Here is a 24,733-nt window from a genome sequence, read left to right on the forward strand (position 1 = left end):
AATTCAAACGCAATAAAATGCAGCTTTACTTAAAAAGTACATCTTCTTTTTGTCCCAGTGTTTTCAAACAAACAGGCTAAGATTTTAACCTCTTAATTTTTAATTTTATTTTGCCAAGCGATGAATCGCATCGGCGTATATGGCTGTTGCACGCAATAAATCGTCTAATGTCATAAATTCATTTGCTTGGTGCATGGTATCCACATACCCTGGGAACATTGCCCCATAAGCTACGCCACGTTCTAACAAGCGGCCATAGGTGCCACCACCAATGATTTTTTCATGACCTTTTTCACCAGTGTGATCTTCGTAGACTGACAATAATGTCGCTACCAATGGATCATCTTCTGGTACGTAATGTGGTAACATATTGCGTTCGTTATGGGTAATAGAAGCACCTTGCATACCTAAATTACCATCAATTGAAATTTCCAAACCTTCTGCTGTGATACCTTTTGGATACCGGAAGTTCATGGCGATAAAATTATCAGCCTGGAAACCGTCAGTGCTTTCTTTAAAAGCAAACAAACCAGCATTCATCGTAAGTTTGCCCATTTTTTCATCTTCATAAGCTACGCCTAATTTTTCACCGTAGAAATCTTCATGAATAATCGTGCCTGCTACGTGTAAGAATTGTTTTGCTCCGCCACCAAATTTGAATTGGTCTAAGAATAATGCCAAGAAAGTTCCCGCATTTATCCCAGATTGTGGGCTAGCACCGTGGGCACTTTTACCCACTAATTCCAATGAAGCTTCCACGCCTTCAACTGTAATTGTTCCTGTAACAGGATTTTTTTCTACAAAGTCATAGAACGCTTTTTCCATTTCTAGGGCTGCTTTGTCATTTGGCAGAATAACTTTGGCATTTGCTGCACCAGGAACCATGTTTTCTCTTAGCCCGGCAGCAAAACTCTTCAAGCGATATTCCCCTTCATTATTGCCATGGAAATGTGCCCCTAAGGTAATATTTCCCTTTTCACCATTAATAATTGGAAATTCAGCATCTGGTGAAAAGCCAAAATCTGGTTTTTCTTCGTGTTCAAAATAGTAATTCATATCGCCCCAGCCTGATTCTTCATCAGAACCAACAACAAAACGAATTTTTTTGCTCAATGGCAATCCTAAGTCACGAACAATTTTCATACCATAATAAGCTGCCATGCTTGGCCCTTTATCATCAGAAGAACCGCGGGCAAAAATTTTCCCGTCTTTTAATTCTGGTTCATAAGGATCTGTTTGCCAACCATCACCAGCTGGTACCACGTCCATATGGCCAAAGATACCAAGGGTTTCGTCCCCTTCACCAAATTCAATATGACCAGCATAGTTATCAACATTTTTAACTGTAAATCCGTCTCGTTCACCATAAGCCAGCATATGTTTTAAAGCATCTCGTGGTCCAGGGCCAAAGGGTGCATCCGCTGTTTTTTTGTTGTCATCTCTTTCACTGTTAATGCGAAGTAAGTCGAATAAGTCTTTTAATAAGTCGTCTTTTCTAGCTTCGACTTCTTTTTGCCAATTGATTTCCATCTGCATTTCCTCCTGACGATTACGCGACTTAGATTTAAATAGGTGTATTCAAAATCGTTTGTCTTCGTATAAAGCTTCGTTATTTTCCCAACCATCATACCACTTTTAAAGGCTTTTTGACAAAGGATGGCGATTGATTTTTGGTAAGGGGGAAAAGATTCGTTATAATGAACTAAAAGAAGATCTAACAAAAAAATTAATCCCAATAAATTTTTTCCTATTCATTTTAAAATTCTAAGAAACTTATTGCGTATTTCACGCAAAATTTTACTTACTTTTCATCATAGCAAGTAGGTTTTACAATTTTCAAACAACACTGCTTAAAAAACTGTCAATAACTACCAAAGGAGTAAAAAATGGAGACTTTAACTGAAGAAATTTTAACGACCGTTATAAAAAAGCGACCTGCAATTTCCCATAAAGGAACTTTTGGTCGTGCAGTTTTAATTGGCGGCAATGCCCAGTACGGTGGCGCCATAATCATGAGTGCAGAAAGTTGTCTTAAAAGTGGAGCAGGTCTGGTAACAGTCATTACCGCAAAAGAAAATCACGCTCCTCTTCACGCCCGCTTACCTGAAGTCATGGTACTTGATTGGAACGAACCAAAAGCTCTGCGTACAATTATTGAAAGTGCTGATGTTCTCTTAATTGGCCCTGGTCTCGGATTAGAAGAACATAGTCTCGCTTTATTAAAATTTGTCTTGAGCCGACAAGAAAAACAGTGGCTAGTCATTGATGGATCGGCTATCAGTTTATTCGCCCATGAAAAATTAACGCTGCCTCACCCTGACAAGACTGTTTTCACCCCTCATCAAATGGAGTGGCAACGTCTAAGCGGGATTGCTATTGCAGATCAAAATGAAATAACCAATCACACCTATCAAAAAAAATTAGCTGCCACAATTGTTGTCAAAAGCCACCGTACAGAAATTTATACAAACAAAAAGAATTATCGGTGTCCTTTAGGTAATCCCGCCATGGCTACCGGTGGTACCGGTGACACATTAGCTGGCATTATTACAAGTTTTCTAGCACAATTTGCAGCAAAAGAGGCTGCTGTTTGCGCCGCTGTTTATCTTCATAGCTACATTGGTGATTTGCTTTCTGCCAAAAATTACGTCGTTTTACCGACAACTATCAGTGCCGCTATCCCTCGGTACATGCACCATTTCAGTAATTAACTAATTTATTCGCTTCATTTTCCAATAAACAAAAAAAAGACTGGACTAATAATAAAAAATACCGACCTCCAGAAGTTAGATTTTTGTCTAACTTTTGGGGGTCGGTACAATTTGGTCTTATCTTTTTTATTTATACATCACAAAAAAAGATACTTCTGTACAATTCATTTATTACGACTACAATTCTTCCCAGCGCCAGTTTTCAACTTCTGGAATATCTACGCCATTAGCACGAATATAGTCGTGGTGATAATTCAGTGTATCTGTCATTTTTTGGACAAATTCAGCGCTTTTAGAACCATAAACTGCCCGTGCAGCATCTTGTGCAACATGGAAACGATCCATTTCAGAGAATACACGCATATCAAAGGGCGTTGTAATATCGCCATTTTCCCGATAGCCGTGGATGTGTAGATTACGATTTTCACGATCAAAGAAGATATCGCGAATCAAACCTTCATAACCGTGGAAGCAAAATACGATTGGCTTATCTTTGGTAAAATAACTGTTGAATTCTTCTGTCGTTAAGCCCCGCTTATCAACAGCTGGATGACGTAATTTCAACAAGTCAACAACATTGATAAAGCGAATCTTCAAGTCGGGAAATTCTTTGTGCAAAATCGTTATCGCTGCTAAAGCTTCCAAGTTTGGTTCAGTACCTGCTGCGGCAATGACAACATCGGGACTTTCATCTCCATCTGTTGAGGCCCATTCAATAATCTTCAAGCCATCTTTCACCAATATTTCTGCTTCTTCCACCGAATAAAACTGCGGACGGGGATGTTTAGAAGACACGATTAAATTGATTTTTTCTGCCGAGGCGAGTGTTTTTGCCATTACTGCCATTAAGGTATTGGTATCAGCTGGTAAATATTCCCGAATAAATTCCGGTTTTTTCTCAGCTAAATGCGTTAAAATTCCCGGATCTTGGTGGGTATAGCCATTGTGATCTTGTTGAAAGGCAGTCGAACTAGAAATCAAATTCAAAGAAGGATATTGTTTTCGCCAAGATTGTTCATGGGCTTTACGCATCCATTTGAAATGTTGGGTAATCATAGAGTCCACCACACGCAAGAAAGCTTCATAGGAGGCAAAAAATCCATGTCTTCCTGTTAATACATACCCTTCTAAGAATCCTTCACTTTGATGTTCTGACAATTGCGAGTCAATTACTCGTCCAACTGGTGCTAACCATTCGTCATATTTAGGCTTTTCTGGTTCCAACCATTGGCGATTTGTGACATCAAATATTTCATTTAAGCGATTCGATTTTGTTTCATCTGGACCAAAAATTCTAAAATTATGCGGGTTAGCTACGATTAAATCCCGCGCAAATTTACCAAATTCAATCATATCTTGGGCGGTTATTGCACCAGGGGTTGTCGTATCAATAGCATACTTATGCCAATCTGTTATTTTTAATGGTTGCGGATCAAGACCACCGTTTGTAATTGGATTGGCTGACATTCGTTTTTTTCCTTTGGGAGCTATTTTACGAATTTCAGCTTTAATTGTTCCATTTTCATCAAACAATTCTTCTGGACGATATGATTTTAACCATGTAACCAGTGCCTTACTATGATCCATATGATTACCATCAACTGGGATAGGAACTTGGTGCGCCCGAAAACTGCCTTCGATTGCCTCGCCATCCCATTCTTTTGGCCCGGTCCAGCCTTTTGGTGTGCGACAGATAATCATAGGCCAATGCGGCATGACCGCTTGTTCAGCTTTACCTTGACGCGCCTTTGTTTGGATCTCTTTAATTTTTTCGATGGCATTATCCATGACTTTAGCCATTTGTGGATGTAGAGTTTCAGGATCATCGCCACTGATAAAAATAGGCGCCCAACCCATTCCTTCAAAATATTTTTGTAAGTCTTCATCTGTTTTTCGCGACAAAATTGTCGGATTAGAAATTTTAGCCCCATTTAGATGTAAAATTGGTAAGACAGCCCCATCATTAACTGGATTAATAAAGACATTTGAAAACCACGATGTTGCTAGCGGCCCTGTTTCTGCCTCTCCGTCTCCCACGACGGTAGCGGCAATAACTTCTGGATTATCTAAAATAGCGCCTGTTGCATGGGACAACGAATAACCTAACTCGCCACCTTCATGAATAGAACCTGGCGTTTCTGGTGCTGCATGAGAAGCAATCCCGCCTGGAAATGAGAAAATCTTGCACAGTCTTTTTAAACCAGCTTCATCCTGCGTAACTTCTGGATAAATTTCTGAATAACTTCCATCAATATAAGAATTTGAAACCATTACCTGACCGCCATGACCAGGACCTTCAATGTAGAACATATTCAAATCATACTTATTGATTACTCGATTTAAATGGGCGTAAATAAAATTTTGACCTGCAATTGTTCCCCAATGACCGATGGGGTGAACTTTAACATCTTTTTTGGTCAGTTCATCTTTAAGTAACGGATTGTCCTTTAAATATATTTGTGCAACTGAAATATAATTTGCCGTACGCCACCATGCATCAACTTTTGCTAAATAAGCTTTTGAATCATAATCTACTGTCATTGTTATGCTCCTTTTAATTAAGTTTTCTGCTAGATTTCTTTAGTAAAGATACGCTTATTACTTAAAAAGTACATCTCTTTTCTTGGCTTTTGTCAAAGCTGTTTACCATTTAATGGTACCACAATCCATTCATAAAGATGTTTTCAACGTCTTTATCACTTAAGTAAAAAACTCCCTTTACCAAGCTGATCAGTTAATACTGATAAATACTTGGATAAAAGGAGTTTTCTTTCTTATTTCAGTTTAGGCTTTAATTAAACTGTCCACCATTAGTTTTACATAACTGGTTAACCCATCTGGATTGATGTGGGTGCCATCTTCATAAAACCACTCACCATGGTTGATACTATAATCATACCAATCAATGATTGTTAAGTTTTTATATTGCTTTGCCATTTTGGTCAAAGCTGCATTAACTGTGCCTTGTGTTCGAACAGTCGGGGCACGCATATTGATCCAGTAAACTTTGCGGTCTTTCCCCATTACATTCATAATGTCGGCAAATTGTTGGTCTGTAAATGGACTGTTGGTTCCAAGACCAATAATGACTGTATCATGTAACAATTTATCATCTTTTAGTTTTTGCAGTAAATCTACGCTAGCATAGACCTGCCGATTAATTTCAGCGTCTACTACTGAATTCGGGAACATTTCATTTAAACCTGCTGCTGCGCCTAACATGACCGAATCACCAAAGAAAGTAAATTTCGCCGCATCAGATTTTTTTACTTGTTGGTCTGTGACACCATATTTCTTGGCTAATTCTAAATGTTGTTCTGCTTGTTTTGCGGTGGCTTCTTTATCTTGACTTCCGCTAGTTGAGCTTTCAGTTGTCTTTTCTTTTGCAGTTTTTTTCGATTCAGCGGCAATCTTGCGATTGGCTAAGATCTGTTCTTTCATTCTTTGCTGATTAGCATCTACGTGATTTACCGGCGCAATAACTAAACCTACCAGTGTAATTGCTAAGATGGCAATAGTTGGGATTAGCGCTGGTTTCTGGCGACTTAAGATTGGTTTTTTAAACCAGCCTTTGACTGTCTGCCAAGTTTTACTGTAGTCAAAGTTTTTTAATGGCTTTTCAAAGAACTGATACGATAGTTCACTCAAAAGCATAATTAAAAAGATTTCAACTATCGTGTGCAGCAAAACATTGTCTGCTAAGTTTTTTATTTTTGCTTCATAAAAAATCATGACCGGATATTGATACAAATAAATCCAATAGCTCCGACTGCCAATGTAGCTAAAAATCGGATTGGTAAGCCATTTGTTTAAGCTGGCACCAGGATGTACCACGACGGCCAGCAACAAAACACATAAGATACTGATTAAAAAGAAGCCGCCATAATACAAAAATTTACTTTGATCACTTAAGAAAAAGAAACTCAAAATCAAAAGGAGTAAAGAACCTAATCCCACCCCATTTAATAAGCGTTTGGCTTCGCGGGGAATTTTTTCTTTTAAATGATTCGAAGGCCAAATGAATGCTAACGCACTACCTAACCAAATTCCAAAGACACGGGTATCCGTACCATAGTACACCCGTGTTGGATCGCTACCAGGCTTAAATAAAATCGCCATCCAGATTGCCGAAGCAATAGCACCAATCACAATGGCAATAAAAATCTTCCCTCTTTTTTTCAAAAGCAACATCAATATAATAAATATAATGGGCCAAATTAAATAGTTTTGAGCCTCAACAGCGGTGTACCAAATATGGGTAAAAGGCGATTCATTGTTGAAGCGGTCAAAATAAGAAGCGCCATTATTGATTTGCCACCAGTTATTGAAAAATAATAGGCTACTAAAAAATACGCCTCGTAAATTATTCAAGAGGTTACGTTGAAATAACGTAATATACGCAGTGGAAAGCACCATTACCAACGCTAAGTTGGGCCACAGACGCTTTAATCGTTTTTTGTAAAAGGTCAGTAAGCGAATCTTCCCCGTTGCTTGCCACTCTTGATTTAAATGATCGGTAATCAAATAACCTGAAATTGCAAAAAATATCGCTACCCCTAAATAACCACCTTTTACTTTATCAGGCAAAAGGTGATAAAAGATAACGCCTAAAACAGCCAAGGTGCGCACACCATCAAGGCCGGTAATGTATCTTCGTTTTGTTTTTTGTTCCATGACTTCGCCACTTTTCAAAATAAATTCTTGTAGATTATTTCCTTTTTTATCTTGCTATTTATAATTCTTCTTCATAAAAACGTCCTAAAATTTGAACATTTTCGGCAATACTCACAAAGGCTTTCGGATCAGATTCACGCATAGCCTGTCGTAATAACGGTAGCTCAAAGCGTGTACACACAGTTAAAAGCACCGTCTGTTTATCGTGTTTATAAGCGCCTTCTGCCTCATTAATAATAGTAATTCCCCGGCGCATTTTATCTTGAATATGATGAATAACCGCATCTGGATGACGGGTGATAATGGTCACCTGCATTTTCTTTTGCTTGGTAAAAACGGCATCAGTGACTTTGCCACTAACAAAAATAGCGATGGCACTATATAAAGCATATTGCCAGCCAAAGAGTAAGCCTGCAGCAAACATAATCAAAATATTAAAGATAATGGAAATTGATCCCACCGTCTTACCGGTCTTTTTTTGGATGGCAATACTGACAAAATCCAAGCCCCCAGAAGATAGACCACTTCTTAGTGCATAGCCAATTCCAGCTCCCATGACGGCACCACCGAAAATAGCACAGACAATTGGATCTGTAGTTAAAACTTCTTCTGGCATAATCTGCATAAACAGTGAGGTCAATATAACTGTAATCCCGGTAAAAATCGTAAACTTATGGCCTACCTTATACCAGCCAACTAAAAATAATGGCAGATTTAAAATCAATAAATTTGCCGAAACCGGCAGATGAAACCCTAATAAATCTTTAGATAGCGTCGTGATGATTTGGGCTACCCCAGTAATCCCACTAGAATAAATTTTCCCCGGCTGGTAAAAAAAGTTCACCGCAATTGAGGCTAAAATTGCGTAAACCACTGAAAACGAAAACTTTTGCAAATAGTCAGTAAAATTGACTTTTTGCGCAATATTTTTCATGATAAAAAAGCTCCTTATGCCTTTAACTAAGAGGCCAGCCAAATCAATGCACAACACAATAATTCAACTTTCTTCTCGCTGTGTACATTATACGAAGTCTAGCCCAAAAAGAAAAGGACAACCCACCAAAGTGAGCGTCCTTTTAAGATTCTTTTAGTCTTCTTCTGTAGCGGTCACATCAATACTTAATTCAAACAACTGTAAAGGTGAAACCGTGCTTGGTGCTTGCGTCATTGGATCGGCTGCTTTCCCATTTTTTGGAAAGGCAATGACTTCGCGAATATTGTCTTCTCCTGCCAACAACATAACAAAACGATCTAAGCCTAATGCGATACCGCCAAGTGGTGGGAATCCGTACTCTAGGGCATCTAGTAAGAAACCAAATTGTTCTTGCATTTCTACTCGACCAAAACCTAATGCTGCAAACATTTTTTCTTGTAATTCACGTTCATGAATACGCAACGAGCCGCCACCTAATTCATAACCATTTAAAACAATATCATAGGCCTGGGCATATACTTTAGTTGGGTCGGTTGTTAAATATTGAATATCTTCTTCTTTTGGTAAAGTAAATGGATGGTGCGCAGAAACATAGCGCCCTTCTTCTTCACTGTATTCAAATTGTGGCCAGTCTGTAATCCACAAGAAATTGAATTTACTTTCATCAATTAGCCCTAATTCTTTGGCCATTTTATTACGAACAGCCCCCAAAGCAGCCGTGACTACGTTAAATTGATCGGCACCAAACATAAGCAAGTCTCCAACTTGCGCGTTTGTTGCTTTTATAATTTCTGCTTCTTTTTCGGTTAAGAATTTAGCAATTGGACCTTTTAAGCCATCTTCTTCCACTTTCACCCAGGCTAATCCTTTGGCACCAAATTGACTAACATAATGCGCATAGTTGTCCATATCTTTGCGTGAATATTTGCTGGCAGCACCTTTGGCATTTAATGCTTTAACCACACCACCAGAAGTTAGTGCCATTTGGAAAACTTTGAAATCGACATCTTTTACAACATCGCCTAAGTCCACCAATTCCATTTCAAAACGAGTGTCGGGTTTATCACTACCATAACGATTCATCGCATCATCATAAGTCATGCGTGGAAATGGCAATTTTACATCTATGCCTTTAACTTCTTTCATCACGCGGGCGATCATGCCTTCCGTTAAATCTTGAATTTCTTCAACTGTTAGAAAACTCATTTCCATATCTACTTGGGTGAATTCTGGTTGTCGATCGCCCCGTAAATCTTCATCCCGGAAACAACGGGCAATTTGATAATAGCGATCAAATCCAGCATTCATCAATAGTTGCTTAAATAGTTGTGGTGATTGCGGTAATGCATAAAAATGTCCTGGGTGTACCCGAGAAGGAACTAAATAATCCCGTGCGCCTTCTGGAGTTGATTTACCAAGGTAAGGCGTTTCAATATCCAAGAAGCCATTTTCATCTAAATAATGACGAATTGCTTGGGTAGTTTTATGACGCATGATAATATTTTGTGTCATTTTTGGACGACGTAAGTCAATTGAACGATTTTTCATCCGAATTTCATCGCTAATTTCTTGCTCGTCTTCAATTGCAAAGGGCGGTGTCTTCGCTTTGTTTAAAACTGTAATGTCACTTGCGATAACTTCGAATTCACCGGTTTTCATTTTTGGATTAATTGCTGCTTCATCCCGTAAAATAACTTTACCCGTTACTTCAATTACGTATTCACTGCGACATTTGTCAGCAATTTCCCAAGCTGCTTTTGATAATTCGGGATTGAAGACAACTTGCACGATACCTTCTCGGTCACGCAAATCAATAAAAATTACGCCACCTAAATCACGACGTTTTTGAACCCAACCTTTTAATGTAACTGTTTGTTCTAATTCTGCTTTTGAAACTAAACCACAATACACAGTTCGTTTTGCCATTTTTTACCCTCCATAGACACTTTTTTAATCAGTAATTGGCAGTTTTTGAAAAACAAAAAAAGCCCTTGTGAGAACAAGGGCGAATTGTTAGTCCACGGTACCACCTAAATTTGAAAGTTAAACTTTCCTCAACACCGATAACGTTGGTGAAACGGAAGCGGCTTTGCACGCGCTCATCTCCAGAATGTCTTTGACAAATAAGACTTAAACTACTTTCAGCCAAGGTAGTTCTCTCTAAAAAGTGACTTATCTGCTACTCTTTCTTTCACTGATTTTAACTATTACTGTTAAGCTACTAGAATTACGTGAAAATGTCAAGATTTTTCAAAAAGCTTTTCAAAAAAATGACGGACTGCGATGAAAAAATGCTGAGTAAACCTTGTTTAGTTCCCAAAAAATAAACGTGAAATTTTTGAAAATTGTTCCGCAAGTTTCTCAAGATTTCGACTTTTCGACTTATTGTTACGAAGAGTTAGTGCTTGCAGCTAGCTTTTTTTCCTCTTTTTAACTAGGAACATAAGAAATTAATTTTACACAAGACGTTTCAATTCAGCTTTTTGTCAGATTGATTTAGACTAAAGTAAAGATAGAAAAGTAAACATACAGGAGGTCTTTTTCATGGCAGATGTACAAATTGGTAAATCACAAGTTTACGCATCAACTTTAGGACTTGGCACAAATAAAATTGGTGGGCATAACCTTTTCAAAAATTTAGATGACGAAGTGGGCAAAGAGGTTTTACGCACTGCGCTACGCAATGGTGTCACCATGCTAGACACAGCCTATGCTTATGGTTTGGGTCAATCGGAAAAATTAATCGGTGAAGTTCTACAAGAAGATGAATTTGATCGAGCTCGCGTGATTATCGCGACCAAAGCTGCCCATATTCCTGGCAACGAAGACAAAATGGACAATCGTCCCGAATTTTTAAAAAATGCCGTAGAAGATGCTCTACAACGCCTACAAACAGAGTACATTGACATTTTTTACATTCATTTCCCAGATGAAACTACACCAAAAAATGAAGCTGTAAAAGCTTTACATGAATTAAAAGAAGCCGGTAAAATTCGGGCTATTGGTGTTTCTAATTTTTCTTTAGCGCAAGTAAAAGAAGCAAATTTAGACAATTATGTCGATGTTGTTGAAGACAATTACAATTTATTACACCGTAAAGCCGAAACAGAATTGTTTCCTTATTTAGACAAACACCAAATCAGCTTTATCCCTTATTTCCCATTAGCTTCTGGTTTGCTATCAGGAAAATATACAGCGGATCAAAAATTTTCTGCTCCAGACCCGCGAAGTAAAAAAGCCGATTTTACCGGCGAACGTTATCAAAAAATTATCGCCACAATGGAAGAGATGAAGATTATCGCTCACCGTAACGATGCCACCGTTTCACAATTAGTTTTGGCTTGGTATTTGAAAAATCCCCATATTGCTGCTGTGATTCCTGGTGCTCGCAATGAAGAACAAATGCGTGCCAATGCAAAAGCAACAGACATTCGCCTCAACAATGACGATTATGAATTAATTGATGATTTATTCCGTTTTTAATATTCTGGTACTTTTTATAAAAGACTGCTATGCTAAATAAAAAAAGACAGGAGCAACTATGGAGAAATATTCAGGATATGTCCGCAGTCCCCATTATTATGAAACCGACCAAATGCAAATTATCCACCACTCCAATTATATACGTTGGTTTGAAGAAGCTCGTGTTGATTTATTGGAACACTTAGGGCTGCCTTATCACATTTTAGAAGCAAGCGGCATTATCGTCCCGGTACTTGGGGTGAGTTGTCAGTATAAAGATATGATTCGTTACGGTGATACGGTAAAAATTCATGTTTCAGTAGAAAAATATACCGGTACCCGTCTAAATTTTGCGTATCGTATTACACCTGTAACAGATGAAAGTAAAATCTTGACGACAGGTGACAGTCAACACTGCTTCTTGCAAGGAGATTCCGGGCGTTTGGTCCACTTAAAAAAAGCAAACCCAGCCTTTCACCAACTATTCAGTGATTATACAGCCCTCTAAAAATTTATTAAAAAAGGACTAGCTAGAAAAATCGAAAAAATCCTTCAGCCCTGAGAGATAAGATCAGAACTTTTTTAAAATTGTTGCTTAATTTTTTGGAAATTTCGCCTTGTTTCTTAAAGTGCTAGTTTGTGAAACAGCCACGGATACAGCTGCAATTAATTTCACGGGAAAACTTTATATCTTCTGATTGAAACCAAAACACCGAGATAAAGGAAATAACGTCCTTGATCTCGGTGTTTTTCACTTAAGCTCTGAACGGCTAAGAGCTTGAGCTTAACTTTTTTATTTTGTAGCAAAAACTTCTGACCACTCATCTTCTTTAGCTAAAAATTCTCGGGCTAAACTTTTAGCACCTTCCAGCGTATGATTAGCTGCCCAGCCACATTGTTTTTCATTACTTGCAGGCACTTCTGTCGCTTCTAATACATCTTCCATCGTTTTTTTCAAAACACTTAAGATCTCAGCGTAATTATCATGATTTAAAACCGTTAAGTAAAAACCGGTTTGGCATCCCATCGGGGACCAGTCTACAATATAATCGGCATGATTTCGAATTAATTCGGCTGTTAAATGCTCCAAAGAATGCAAGCTTTTCATTTCCATATGTTCTTTATTGGGCTGTTTAAAACGGACATCATACTTAATAATCGTATCGCCATTGCCCCCTGTTTTACGATCAGCAACGCGAACATAAGGTGCGCTTACTTTTGTGTGGTCTAAATTGAAACTTTCAACATTCATCTTCATTGTTGTTACTCCTTTTCATTTAAATTTCCTGAATTTTTGGGGAAGTTTTTGCATTATTTTTTTACAGCTTCGGCAATCCAGGCAAAGGTGTTAATCTGCCAAAATTTTACCGCAAAACCAGCTTCATGGAAATAGTTTTCTAAATCTGGTAATAAAGGATAGTATTCTCGTTGCAAATCAGCAGCGAGTGTTAATTTTTCAGCCTTCACAGCCTCTGTAATTACATCATCAAAGCGGATTTGCGAAACAAACATCGTATCACCAATAATGACTTTGCCACCTTTAGGTAAAAGTGTGGCGTATTTTTTTAGCGCTTGTTTTTTTTCTATGCCATTTAAATGATGGAAAACAAAATTCGCGGCGATTGTGTCGATGTTATCATTTGGCACAGGAAAATCTTCCATATCGCCAGTCAAAAAATCCACCTTTTCAAGTTCAGGCTTACTTTGGGCCAGCGCTCGCATTTCAGCTGATGGTTCAATTGGGTAAACAATTTTACCAGCATTTAATAAACTAATAGTTAAATTACCCGTACCGCTGCCAAATTCTAACACAGTTTGCCCTGACTTTTCAGCAATCATGTGCAACATCTCATTATAGTTTGAAAAGACCTCGGCGTATTCACGATCGCCTCCTGCCACTGTATCATCATATGCGCCAGCCCACTCTTTAAAAATCGGCATAAACTCCAAACCCATTTACAATCCCACCTTTTCAAAGGCTAATTTTAAATCTGCCAATAAATCTCGTTGATCTTCTAAGCCCACTGATAAACGGACCAAGCCGTCTTTAATCCCTGCTTCTTCTCGTTTATCTTTGGGAATGGATGCATGGGTCATTACTGCAGGAACTTCGACCAAACTTTCAACACCACCTAAACTTTCACCAAGGGTAAATAAAGTTAAACTTTCTACCCATGTTGTCGTTTTTTCTTCTGCCAAAAGTTCAAAAGAAACCATGCCGGAAAAGCCTTGCATTTGTTTTTCTGCGATTTCAAAACCCGGATGTGTGCTAAGACCCGGGTAATAAACTTTAGCAACAGCCGGATGATTTTGTAAAAATTCAGCTATTTTTAAAGCGTTACGCTGATGTTCGCGCATCCGCACGCCTAAAGTTTTTATTCCCCGTTGCATTAACCAACTGTCTTGGGGTCCTAGCACTGCTCCAATCGCATTTTGCAAAAAGCCGATTTTTTCTGCTAATTCATGACTATTCGTCGTCACTAAACCAGAAACGACGTCACTATGTCCTCCTAAATACTTCGTGCCACTATGCACCACAATGTCTGCCCCTAAGTTTAAAGGTTGTTGAAAATACGGTGTAGCAAATGTATTATCCACAATTGTCAAAAGATTATTGGCTTTGGCTAATGCCGCAGCGCCTTTTATATCTGTGATTTTCAAAAGTGGATTACTAGGAGATTCCAAGTAAAGGGCCTTCGTATTTGCTTGAACATTTTCGGCAATATTACTTAAATCACTCGTGTCAATTGTTGTATAGGTCAAACCATTCTTCTCAAAAACTTGTGCCAGCAAACGAAACGTGCCGCCGTAAACATCATCTCCTAGTAAGATGTGATCTCCAGGGTTAAATAAAGATAAAACGGTGTGAATACCTGCTAAACCAGAAGCAAAGGCAAAACCTGTTACCCCACCTTCTAAATCGGCAATTAATTTCTCTAAGGCAAATCGAGTAGGATTTCCTGAGCGAGAATACTCATAACCCTTTGGTTTACCAACAGCATCTTGTTTGTAAGTAGATGTTTGATAAATTGGGACACTAACAGCCCCTGTAGCAGGGTCTGTACTAATACCCCCATGAATAAGTTTCGTATTGAGATGCATAAAATTTCCTCCTCAAAATTTCTTTTGATAAATTTTTACTGTTAGTTCTTTTTAATAATTTGTCCGACTGTAAATTTTTTTTGATAAATAGCGATCGCCTGCATCAGGAAAAATTGTGGCAATCACACTAGCAGCAGGCAATTTTTGGGCCACATTCACTGCCGCTGCTAAAGCCGCGCCACTGGAACTGCCAGCCAAAATACCAAAGGTTTGGGCTAATTTACGCGTATAAGAAAATCCTAAGTCATCACTGATGGTTTCATAGCCACTGATTGTTAAAGCTTCAAAAAATGGCGGGATAAATTCTACCCCAATGCCTTCAATTTCATGACCATGACTTTTTCCACCGTTTAAAATAGAGCCCACTGGTTCTACACCATACAACAAAATTTCAGGATATTTTTCTTGCAAGTAAGCGCCTGTTCCAGCAAAAGTGCCCCCTGAGCCGACTCCTGCTACAAAAGCCGTCAACCCACTTGGAAACTCGGCCGCAATTTCTGGGCCTAAGGTTTCATAGTAAGCTTGGGGATTTTCTTTATTTTCAAATTGCAATGGCAGAAAACTATTAGGAATTTCTGCTGCTAATTCCTTGGCTTTTTTGATTGCACCACTCATGCCAGCTGCTGTTGGCGTATGAACAATTTCAGCCCCCAATGCCTGCATTAACGCTTGTTTTTCCAAACTAAATTTTTCTGGTACTACAAAAATGGTTTGAATATTATACGGTTGCGCCGCTAGCGCTAACCCAATTCCGGTGTTACCTGCTGTCGGCTCAATCAACGTCCCCCCTACTTGCAGTTCTCCTTTTCGTAGCGCTTTTTGAATTAGAAATTGCCCCAAGCGATCTTTGATACTGCCGCCAGGGTTTAAAAACTCCAGTTTTGCAAAAATTTCTGTCCCTAAAGGCAACGGCAATTGTTTACTGGTAAACCGTATCATTGGCGTGTTGCCGATCAATTCATCAATCTGATTTACTATCATGTTTTTACTCCTTAATTTGACGTTGAAAACAAAAAAAGAGGTACTGACTATTAATCAGTACCTCGAAAAGTCTAAAAATATTTGCAAATATACTCTGGTGCACGCAGAATTATTTACGACAAATTTTAGAAACTAGGTCTATTAATAGGCATGACAAAATGGTATGCTGCAATTTTTTGCACCATACAACAACAATCTGCAACTAAAACAGTTCGCTGTGCCATGTCCGCCTGACCCCTTTTCTTAAAATTTGATACAAATCTACCATCCACAACATTTGCTGTCAATAAGTAAATTATTAAATAACAATCAAAACAACATTTGAACAAAGCGCCATAAATAACGCAGTAATCGATATAAAATAAATAAGAAAAACAGATTTCCTAAAATGAAATTCACACCATTACCAGCTGTAGCCTTCAAATTACTCCAAGTAAAACGGCGTAAAAACCTAGGCACGTTACTGTAACCATTGCGTTTTAACCGAAACTTCTCTTCATAAGTCAGCTCCAACATATCATAATAGTAAAGCTCCAAAGGCTGCAGTGTAAAAAAGTTTTTCGCAAATCCGACTAACAAAGTATATTGCTTATTACTAGCAGGTAAGTTACGCGCCCCTTTTTTATTAATCGCAACGATTAATTGCTTATCTTTTTTGACATTATACGTATATTCCGCTTCTTCAATTTGAATAATTTCAGCTGTCGGATTATTTTGTGCTAAAAAGTCAGCATAAACTTTGGGAAATTCCTGCAGCTTTTGTAGCAGTAGAAAAGTTACCCCTAAAAGTATGACGACAATAACACCATTTACAAGTAAATGATCTTTAAAAATAAGACTGTAAATAACAATAATCAAAAGTGCTAAAAGTGATAATACAATCCGCTTCATAAAAAACTTGCGATACATCAATGCAATGGTGCGCTCGTAATATGCAAAATCTTGATTGGCAAAATCCATAAAAACCTCCTTAGTCCCTTTAGAAAAGATGACTTTTAATTAGTATAACTGATGACTTGCACTCTGTCATGATGCTAAGTCGTTTTACGAAACACTTGACCTTTTCTTTTGCAAAAATTATCTTTTAGCAGTAACGTAGTAATCGTTGACGGGAAATAGCTCAGCTTGGTAGAGCACTTGCTTCGGGAGTAAGGGGTCGCAGGTTCAAATCCTGTTTTCCCGATTCTATTTTTTTAATTCATCCATTTACTCTGACTACTTTAGTTATCAAAATCATGTCCGTAGTTATAAATTGAATAATCACTCAAAAAAAATATCCTTGTGAATGTAAACTGTTTTTACCAGTTTTTTCCCAAGGATATTTTATTTTCTAGCTATAAAATGTCTATTTCTTTTTGCGACGGTAAAAAATGAAAGTAACGCTAATAATTACCAATATCCCTATAACTGAAACATAAAACATCGGATTGTCTCCCATTTTTGGTAAAATTCCAGTTTGTTCTTTTTTATTATCTTCTTTTTTAGTTACAGAAGATTCCGTTGTCGTCTCATTAGTAGCAGAGGTTGTTTCTGTGGTCGCATTCGTCGTCACAGGCTTCACCAATTCATTGCGGGCTTGCGGGATTCCTTCAGAGGCATAGCGGGCAACCCAAGCAATAATGCCGGGGAAAAATCGCCCTTCTTCTGCCAACATTTTTTCTTGTAGTGGTGTTATAAAATTTAAAATCGCAAGCAGTTCATCATGGCTTAACTGCCGAATTGAAATAAAGCTACTATTGGCTGGATAAACAGTTTGCAAGTAATTTTCTAATGCATCGACTTGGTTTTTCAACTCCGACAAAGATAAACCGGTCGCATCAAAACTTAAAGCTGCAAGTGCTGATGACACAGCAATTGTTTTATCTTGATACAAGGCTGTTAATAGACGTACATACGCACCTAAATCCATACCATAAAAATCTTGATTTATGCGGGTAAATAATTGCAACGCTTCGTCTAACTGTTCATCTGTATAGTTTGCCAACTCTTCTGGCGTAATAGCATATTGCCCACTTGCTAAGGCTTTGCGAATTTCAACTACATTTTGATTAACGGTTTCACTAGCTTCAACAGCTTTAATTCCCGTCTGTTCTTCAATACCATTTTTGATTGCTTCCCCCACTTCAACAGCTTTGGTTGTCGTATCTGTTGTCTTTTCACTTGTCGTCTCTAAAGATGTTGTCGTTTGAGTCGTACTCATCTGCTCAGTCGTTGTGGTGGTTAGTGTTTCTTCACTTTCATTCACATTTGCAGCTGTATTTTCCTCAGCGGCATACGCACTTGGAACTGTTAATAGTGCCATGAAAGCCAAAATCCCCAATACTTTTTTCACTTTGATCACACTTCTTCACTTTTATTTTTTACAAAAACATTTCTTTTGTAACACAATTGTAACATTAACTTAAAAAAATAAAAGACTTTTTATGAAAAAAAAGAAAGTTCTCGTTTTTATGCGAAAACTTTCTTTCTATATTACGTTTCTATTTAATTATAAAATAGTAAAAATTTTAGCTGTTCTTTGTTTTTTCAGATAGTTTTTTCCACCAAGCTGCACTTTTTTTGGGAATTCTTTCTTGCGTGTCAAAATCTACATAAAATAGACCATACCGTTTATTGTAGCCATTCGTCCAAGAAAACATATCTTGTAGTGACCAAATAAAATAACCTTTGACTCTAATTCCAGATTGAATTGCTTCTTCGATCGCTTTAAGATGAGCCGTTACGTAATCAATACGCGCTTGATCTGATACTTTGCCACTTATTACTTGATCTTTATCCCCTAAGCCATTTTCAGTAATATAGATTTTTTGATAATTTGGATAGCGGTTTTTAATATAAAGCATCATATCATAAAGCCCCTTTGGATAAATTACCCAGTCCCAGTCAGTCTTAGGAATATTGGGATTATATATCCGTTCTCCAACCCCTTTTAATTGGAAAACAGCGGTTCCTTTTTCACCAGTACCGTTATGATGAATATAACTTTCGCCTAAAAAAGGGCGAACAAAATGACTTTGATAATAGTTCAAGCCTAGAAAATCGATTTGTTTTGCCGCTTTTGCCAACGCTGCTAGTTCAGTGGCTTTAATCTCTAATTTCCCTTGATTTTGCTCCAAAACTTTATTAATGACAAACATTGTATCATCATCGTAATAGCCTTTATAAATTGCATCTAGCATAAATTGGTTGTACAAAACATTACAGGCATTAACCGCAGCCAAATTTTCTACCGCATCTTCAGCAGGGTAATAGGATTCTAAAATGTGAACAATACCGATTTCGCCAGGGTAATCTTTTTCTTTAAAAAGATTTACTACTTTGGCATGGGCCACCATTTGATTATGCATAGACTGAATTGCTTTTTCTAAATCGTATTGAATATTAGGCGGAAAATTTCCTACGACATATTGGCCAAAAGCAATGGAAGCTGGTTCATTAATAGTAATCCATTTTTTTACCTGATGACCAAACTCAGCAAAACAGTAGTCTGCGTAGTCTACAAAAGCATCAACTGTTTTTGAATTTAACCAATCACCATTTTGATGCAAAACCAAAGGTGTATCAAAATGGTGCAATGTTACGTATGGTTGGACATCATTTTTCAAACATTCATCAAATAAAGCGTGATAATATGCAACGCCTTTTTCATTTATTTTCCCAGTACCATTAGGAAAAATCCGTGTCCATGCAATCGAAATACGAATCGCATCAACCCCATATTTTTTACTTAAAGCTAGGTCAGTTGGATATTCATGATAAAAATCACTTGCAGGATCTGGTGAAAAACGATCTTGCTCTTTTAAGAATACATCCCAACAGACAGGCCCTTTTCCATCCTCTGTTGTAGCTCCTTCTACTTGATATGCTGCTGTAGCTCCGCCAAAAATAAATTCTTTAGGCAATAACAACGTCATCTGTTTGTCCTCCTTTATTTTTCAAAATATTTAATACAAATTCTAATGATTTCTTTGGATCTCTCGTTAAGGATATATATTCAACTCCTTCTGTAGCGACACACGAAATTCCCAAACGCTCACAATCTTTTTGTAATTCTGGTAAGTTTGTTGCAACTTGTGGTGCCAAGATAACAAGATCGTAATCTGAAAGCATATCTTGATGAGCTCCCCATGCCGCAGCAGCAGCCGTAACTTTTACATTAAATTCTTTTGCGCCTTTATTTAATGCATTGGCTAACAACCCGCTCGTCCCCCCACCAGCACATAGTACAAGTACATTCGATTCATCAGAAATCACTTCTTCTGCAGCTAAAGTTACAATTGGTTCATCACTTTTTTCGATAGTATTTTTTTCATTATCACTTTCATTTTGTTCTTCTTCATATCTCTGCAAATCGTAAGCTTTAAAGAATGGATAATAGATTAGAGCATCTACAGCAAGTAATGCGACTGCTAATACAAATGAAAGTGGACTAAATCCCGTTCCCAAGACAAGTCCAATTGGTCCAGGAAATGTCCAAGGTAGAACATAAAGAAAACTATTCATCCCAAGTATGTCAACAAAAAATTTAAACAACCAAACATTCACGATTGGTGCTGTGATAAATGGTATAAAGAAGACTGGATTTAATACTAGCGGTCCACCAAATAAAATAGGTTCATTTACCCCAAAAGAAGTTGGAACAACTGCTGCTTTACCGATTGCTTTATTCGCTTTTGACTTCGCAAAGAAAATAAATAAGAAAGGTACGACAAATGTGGCTCCTGTTCCACCTAAAGTAGCAACAAAATATTGTAGTCCAGGAGTTAATAATTTGGCCGCATGATCACCAGCTTGCATTGCACTGACATTCGCTGCAATATTGACATAATAAATAGCTGAAACAGCTGGCTCTACAATTGACGGTCCGTGAATACCAATAAACCAGAAGAAAGCCATTGCCCCATAAATAACAGCTAAACCAATCCAACCATCTGCTGCTGTAAAAAGGGGTTGGAAGAAAGTAATAACACCTTGAGCAAAATTCATTTCAAAAGCGGAACGGAAACCTAAGTCAAATAACCAAAAAATAATAATTGAAACTCCAAAAGGAATAATATCTTTAAATGCTTGTGAAATATTCGGTGGCACTTCTTCTGGTAACCGAATTGTAATGTTGCGCTTTACACAAAAGCGATAGACATTTACTGTCACAAATGCAACGATAAAAGCTGCCAACAAACCGCTGGAACCTAAGTAGCCAGTCGAAATCCCGCCATCAAGCCGATCTGTTGCTAGCAATAACAATCCACAAATTGACGCAACCATTGGAGCAATAATATTAATTTGATTTGTTTGTGGCATATTGCGGTTAAAGTTATCTGTTAATGCTTTAGCTGTAGTCGCAACAACCCCTACGGCTAAAAATCCCATAGTAAAATTGTATGGCGTCATAATCATAGCTTCTATACTATCCGACCAATAAAACCCAAAAATATTTGGCACATAGGCGATTAAAAGAAAAATACTAGAGAAAATAACAACAGGCATACAAGATACAAAGCCATTTTTTATTGCGGATAAATAGCTATTTTTTGAAACTTTTTCAAAAAATGGTTTCCATTTTTCAATTGTTTGAATAATCTTATTCATTTTTTTCCCTCCTAAATTTTACCCTACTCATTATTAAAAACATTATTTTGTTATTCGTTGGTACGTTGGTAAAGCTCTACCATATCCATGACAATATCTCGCAATAATAATGTAGTCATTAAGTGATCTTGTCCATGTACAAAGATAAAGCCTAAATCTACTTCCTCACCTCCAGCTTCCGCTGCTAACATTTGTGTTTGTGATTCATGGGCTTTTTTCAAAAGTTCATCAACGCTTGCAATACCTTCAGTAACATTTGTAAAATTTCCTGACTTGGCTTCTTTTAACAACATTAAAAGTTTTGAACGAGCATCGCCAGAATAGGCAACAATTTCAAAACCAATCATAGCAACTTCATCTTTTTTCATTATTTTCCCTGCTTTCTTTGTAATAATCGTTGTAGGTGAATTGTTAAATAAACTTGTTCATTTGAACTAAGGGTAACGTTGGCTTTTTTTATAAGAATGGTAAAAATTTCGCCTGCAATTTGATACGCTTGCGGATATTCAGCAATTAAGTTCTCACGAAATTTTTCTGCTAAAGCATCACTTTTCATTTCATCTGGCTCTCGATCTAACGTGTATTTAATATGAATCATTAAACGATCATACAAGTTACCATCTGCTTCACGCGAAATACCTTTTTCTTGTAAAAAATGACCAATCTCCGCTAACGTGTCTTTTATCAGAGATAATCTTGATGATTGACTTTCATTTGTCACGCCTCTTGCATTAATGAAATGATAAGCAATATTTGCAACTTCGCCTGCCGGCATGATAATAGCTAGTTTATTTTTTATAATTTTTAAAGCATCTTCAGCAATCTGATACTCTATCGGATATTGCTGACTTAAATCTGGCAACATACTAGCAACATATTCATGATTCATAATTCTTTGATAGCTAAAATAAATATGATCTGTCAGTGTCGCATAGATGTACTCTTGAACAGGAAATTGGTACTTCTTTTTCCCATGTTCAATAATTTCGTAACTTGTCGTAATAAAATCGATGGGTACATCCTTTAATAGCGCTGAAAAATTTTGTTCGGATTGTTCATTTCGTAAAACAAATAAGTTTTGAATTTCATTTTTGTTTACGAAATCTCCCTTCTTCTTTTGAAAAGCAATGCCTTTTCCCATTGCAATTGCCTTTTGTCGCCCGTGGTCCCAGATAATAACGACATTATTATTTAGAACCTGTGCAATTTCATACATTTCATCACTCCTTTACAAAAAAAGAACCGCAAATATAGAAAAGATAGTAACTACCCATTTCTATATTTGCGGTTCTTGCCTAATCGAATTAGTAACAATCCACACTTTATTTACATATTTAATGTATCATGCTTCAAACAAATTGTAAACACTTTCATTCAAAAATATTTTTAAATAAAAGAGAAATAAACAATACCAGGGGAATAAACCCAATTTTCAGGTATCCAATCGCCTTTATACAAACGTTTTTAAACAACAAACAAACTTTTGCAAACATAAACTACAAGTGCAGAATTGTGTTACCAGACGTAGAAAATATGCTATCTTTAAATTAACACTAACTAAAGGGAGTTATGAAATGTTTAATGAAAAAAGCTTTACCGTTTTTACTATACCAGGTCTAGAAGCACGAATGGCTGCTATTCGTAGCGAGATTCAGCCAGTTTTTACAGCAATTGGTAACCCAACTTGCGAAATGCTAGCACAACACTTTAAACATCCTTTTTATCTGCATATTGCCCAACACCGCCGTAGAACTGTTCACCCGCCCGAAAATACTTGGGCCGCTATGAGCGAAGGTAAACGCGGCTACAAAATGAGTGCTCACTTTCAAATCGGTATTTGGCCAGAATATGTTTTCATGTGGCTCTCCATTATCAATCAACCAAAAAGACAAAAAGAAATGGCAGCTATACTGTTAAAAAACACCGCTATATTTGATAGGCTACCAGCAGATACCGTTATGAGTTTGGATCATACCAAAGAAAAAACAGTCCCATTAACGCAAGAAAATTTAGAACATGCCTTACTGCGACTGAGCACCGTTAAAAAAGCTGAATTCCAAATTGGACGAATTATTAAAAATAAAGATGAATTATGGCATCATCCTGCTAAAGCCGCAAAATATATTGAAGAAACTTACAAAGAGCTACTACCTTTATACGCCTTACTTCAGGACGTGTAAATCGTAAAAAAATCCCTCACGAAATTCGTGAGGGATTTGCAGTAGTTAACTAAGTTATCGTTAATATAAAGATAGGTCTAAGCACTAGCTCGAAAGCTAATTCTCATGGATTAGCGCATGACTACTATGCACATTCTTCCATAATTTATTACGTTATGCGTTAGTAGTTGGTAAAATCGACTCTACCTCAGCATGTGGGCGTGGAATTACGTGAACTGATAATAATTCTCCTACTCGTTGAGCTGCTGCAGCACCGGCATCAGTTGCCGCTTTAACCGCACCAACATCACCACGAACTAAGACAGTCACAATACCGCCACCAACATGTTCTTTTCCTACTAAAGTAACATTAGCTGCCTTCACCATTGCGTCTGCTGCCTCAATTGAACCAATTAATCCTTTTGTTTCGATCATTCCTAATGCATCTGACTTCATTTTTGTATTCCTCCTAAATTATTTTCTAATTTCTATTTTTGTTCCTGGTACAACACCAAGAGCATTGGCTTCTTCCGTATCAATATGACACTCTAAGCCTGAATTCGCGGTTGCGCGAATTACAACATTGTTTAAAGTACCACCTCGTTGACCACTAAATTCAATCGAGACAGTTTCCCCATCGCGTACACCAAAACGAGTTGCATCTTCTGGTAACATGTGAATATGACGTTTTGAAACAATGACACCTGCTTGAAGCTCAAATGATCCATTAGGACCAACTAACGTTATACCCGGTGTACCTACTAAATCCCCCGACAAGCGTAATTCACCTTTAACGCCTAGCTTAAAGGTATCACTTTGTAAAATCTCAACTTGTGTTTGTGTTCTGACTGGGCCTAAAATACGAACTTTTTCAATCACACCTTTAGGGCCACAAATTGTGACACATTCCTTGCACGCATATTGGCCAGGCTGAGATAAATCTTTTAGCCTTGTCAGTTCATAATTACAGCCAAATAATTTATCAACTGCTTGTTGGCTCAAGTGAATATGACGATTAGAAATTCCAACAGGGATTTCATTTTTTGCGACTGTTTCTCGGGGATTTAAATGTGCCATAATAGCATCCAAAATCACTTCATAGTCTTCCATTTTAACTCCTC

At 37.5% G+C, this 24,733-nt stretch carries 21 protein-coding genes, 1 tRNA gene and 1 other annotated feature; of the genes, 5 read left to right on the forward strand and 17 right to left on the reverse strand.

What is annotated here, in order from left to right; genetic code table 11:
- Nucleotides 1-105 precede the first annotated feature (105 nt).
- The gene (gene pepV, locus AC6R0T_RS10685) at nt 106-1,530 is read right to left on the reverse strand and encodes a dipeptidase PepV (protein WP_303753420.1); all 1,425 of its coding nucleotides are present in this window, start codon (nt 1,528-1,530) and stop codon (nt 106-108) included.
- Between the two features lie 356 nt (nt 1,531-1,886).
- Between pepV and AC6R0T_RS10690 the strand changes: the two genes are divergently transcribed.
- On the forward strand, nt 1,887-2,711 hold the full coding sequence (locus AC6R0T_RS10690) for an NAD(P)H-hydrate dehydratase (RefSeq protein ID WP_303753419.1): 825 nt from the start codon (nt 1,887-1,889) through the stop codon (nt 2,709-2,711).
- A 177-nt stretch (nt 2,712-2,888) separates the two neighbouring features.
- Here AC6R0T_RS10690 and AC6R0T_RS10695 read toward each other — a convergent pair whose 3' ends face one another.
- The 4 genes from AC6R0T_RS10695 to aspS form a co-directional block, all read right to left on the reverse strand.
- Nucleotides 2,889-5,252, reverse strand: a complete 2,364-nt coding sequence (locus AC6R0T_RS10695; RefSeq protein WP_303753418.1) for a phosphoketolase family protein — start codon at nt 5,250-5,252, stop codon at nt 2,889-2,891.
- Nucleotides 5,253-5,495: 243 nt separating this feature from the next.
- Nucleotides 5,496-7,385 (reverse strand): acyltransferase family protein, encoded by a 1,890-nt coding sequence (locus AC6R0T_RS10700; protein WP_230711285.1) that lies wholly within the window; start codon nt 7,383-7,385, stop codon nt 5,496-5,498.
- A gap of 58 nt (nt 7,386-7,443) precedes the next feature.
- Complete coding sequence (locus tag AC6R0T_RS10705) at nt 7,444-8,319, reverse strand: YitT family protein (protein WP_206903619.1); 876 nt, start codon at nt 8,317-8,319, stop codon at nt 7,444-7,446.
- A 153-nt stretch (nt 8,320-8,472) separates the two neighbouring features.
- Complete coding sequence (gene aspS, locus AC6R0T_RS10710) at nt 8,473-10,245, reverse strand: aspartate--tRNA ligase (protein WP_303753417.1); 1,773 nt, start codon at nt 10,243-10,245, stop codon at nt 8,473-8,475.
- Nucleotides 10,246-10,317: 72 nt separating this feature from the next.
- Nucleotides 10,318-10,523 (reverse strand) — a binding site (T-box leader).
- Nucleotides 10,524-10,863: 340 nt separating this feature from the next.
- On the opposite strand from aspS, the gene AC6R0T_RS10715 reads away from it, so the two are divergent.
- Together AC6R0T_RS10715 and AC6R0T_RS10720 are read left to right on the forward strand one after the other, a co-directional pair.
- Complete coding sequence (locus tag AC6R0T_RS10715; protein WP_206903617.1) at nt 10,864-11,802, forward strand: aldo/keto reductase; 939 nt, start codon at nt 10,864-10,866, stop codon at nt 11,800-11,802.
- Nucleotides 11,803-11,860: 58 nt separating this feature from the next.
- Nucleotides 11,861-12,289 carry an acyl-CoA thioesterase gene (locus AC6R0T_RS10720; protein ID WP_206903616.1) on the forward strand — a complete coding sequence of 143 codons (429 nt, stop codon included), beginning with the start codon at nt 11,861-11,863 and terminating at the stop codon, nt 12,287-12,289.
- Between the two features lie 285 nt (nt 12,290-12,574).
- Here AC6R0T_RS10720 and AC6R0T_RS10725 read toward each other — a convergent pair whose 3' ends face one another.
- The 5 genes from AC6R0T_RS10725 to AC6R0T_RS10745 form a co-directional block, all read right to left on the reverse strand.
- Nucleotides 12,575-13,039 carry an S-ribosylhomocysteine lyase gene (locus AC6R0T_RS10725; protein ID WP_206903615.1) on the reverse strand — a complete coding sequence of 155 codons (465 nt, stop codon included), beginning with the start codon at nt 13,037-13,039 and terminating at the stop codon, nt 12,575-12,577.
- Nucleotides 13,040-13,092: 53 nt separating this feature from the next.
- Nucleotides 13,093-13,737 carry a class I SAM-dependent methyltransferase gene (locus tag AC6R0T_RS10730; protein ID WP_303753416.1) on the reverse strand — a complete coding sequence of 215 codons (645 nt, stop codon included), beginning with the start codon at nt 13,735-13,737 and terminating at the stop codon, nt 13,093-13,095.
- Entirely contained in the window at nt 13,738-14,883 is a 1,146-nt protein-coding gene (locus AC6R0T_RS10735; protein WP_303753415.1) for a cystathionine gamma-synthase, read from the reverse strand.
- 51 nt (nt 14,884-14,934) lie between these two features.
- Nucleotides 14,935-15,864, reverse strand: a complete 930-nt coding sequence (locus tag AC6R0T_RS10740) for a PLP-dependent cysteine synthase family protein (protein WP_303753414.1) — start codon at nt 15,862-15,864, stop codon at nt 14,935-14,937.
- A 309-nt stretch (nt 15,865-16,173) separates the two neighbouring features.
- A complete protein-coding gene (locus AC6R0T_RS10745) occupies nt 16,174-16,824 on the reverse strand; it encodes a hypothetical protein (RefSeq protein WP_206903611.1) in 651 nt (216 codons plus the stop codon).
- 149 nt (nt 16,825-16,973) lie between these two features.
- Here AC6R0T_RS10745 and AC6R0T_RS10750 point away from each other — a divergent pair.
- Nucleotides 16,974-17,047, forward strand: a tRNA-Pro gene (locus AC6R0T_RS10750).
- 162 nt (nt 17,048-17,209) lie between these two features.
- On the opposite strand, the gene AC6R0T_RS10755 is transcribed toward AC6R0T_RS10750, so the two are convergent.
- From AC6R0T_RS10755 to AC6R0T_RS10775, 5 genes are all read right to left on the reverse strand, one after another.
- Nucleotides 17,210-18,205 carry an LPXTG cell wall anchor domain-containing protein gene (locus AC6R0T_RS10755; RefSeq protein WP_526159360.1) on the reverse strand — a complete coding sequence of 332 codons (996 nt, stop codon included), beginning with the start codon at nt 18,203-18,205 and terminating at the stop codon, nt 17,210-17,212.
- 166 nt (nt 18,206-18,371) lie between these two features.
- Nucleotides 18,372-19,778, reverse strand: a complete 1,407-nt coding sequence (gene lacG, locus AC6R0T_RS10760) for a 6-phospho-beta-galactosidase (protein WP_303753412.1) — start codon at nt 19,776-19,778, stop codon at nt 18,372-18,374.
- Nucleotides 19,759-21,453 carry a lactose-specific PTS transporter subunit EIIC gene (locus tag AC6R0T_RS10765; protein WP_303753411.1) on the reverse strand — a complete coding sequence of 565 codons (1,695 nt, stop codon included), beginning with the start codon at nt 21,451-21,453 and terminating at the stop codon, nt 19,759-19,761. The genes lacG and AC6R0T_RS10765 overlap by 20 nt, the downstream gene beginning before the upstream one ends.
- Nucleotides 21,454-21,503: 50 nt before the next feature.
- Complete coding sequence (locus AC6R0T_RS10770; protein ID WP_303753410.1) at nt 21,504-21,821, reverse strand: PTS lactose/cellobiose transporter subunit IIA; 318 nt, start codon at nt 21,819-21,821, stop codon at nt 21,504-21,506.
- Entirely contained in the window at nt 21,821-22,669 is an 849-nt protein-coding gene (locus AC6R0T_RS10775; protein WP_303753409.1) for a PRD domain-containing protein, read from the reverse strand. Before AC6R0T_RS10775 ends, AC6R0T_RS10770 begins: the two co-directional genes overlap by 1 nt.
- Before the next feature lie 358 nt (nt 22,670-23,027).
- Between AC6R0T_RS10775 and AC6R0T_RS10780 the strand changes: the two genes are divergently transcribed.
- Entirely contained in the window at nt 23,028-23,633 is a 606-nt protein-coding gene (locus AC6R0T_RS10780; RefSeq protein ID WP_303753408.1) for a DUF1054 domain-containing protein, read from the forward strand.
- 153 nt (nt 23,634-23,786) lie between these two features.
- On the opposite strand, the gene AC6R0T_RS10785 is transcribed toward AC6R0T_RS10780, so the two are convergent.
- Nucleotides 23,787-24,068, reverse strand: coding sequence for a BMC domain-containing protein (locus AC6R0T_RS10785; protein WP_303753407.1), 282 nt, complete (start codon nt 24,066-24,068; stop codon nt 23,787-23,789).
- 18 nt (nt 24,069-24,086) lie between these two features.
- Nucleotides 24,087-24,722, reverse strand: a complete 636-nt coding sequence (gene pduL, locus AC6R0T_RS10790; protein WP_303753406.1) for a phosphate propanoyltransferase — start codon at nt 24,720-24,722, stop codon at nt 24,087-24,089.
- Nucleotides 24,723-24,733 lie beyond the last annotated feature (11 nt).

The sequence above is a fragment of the Enterococcus sp. S86.2 genome (genome assembly GCF_059834485.2).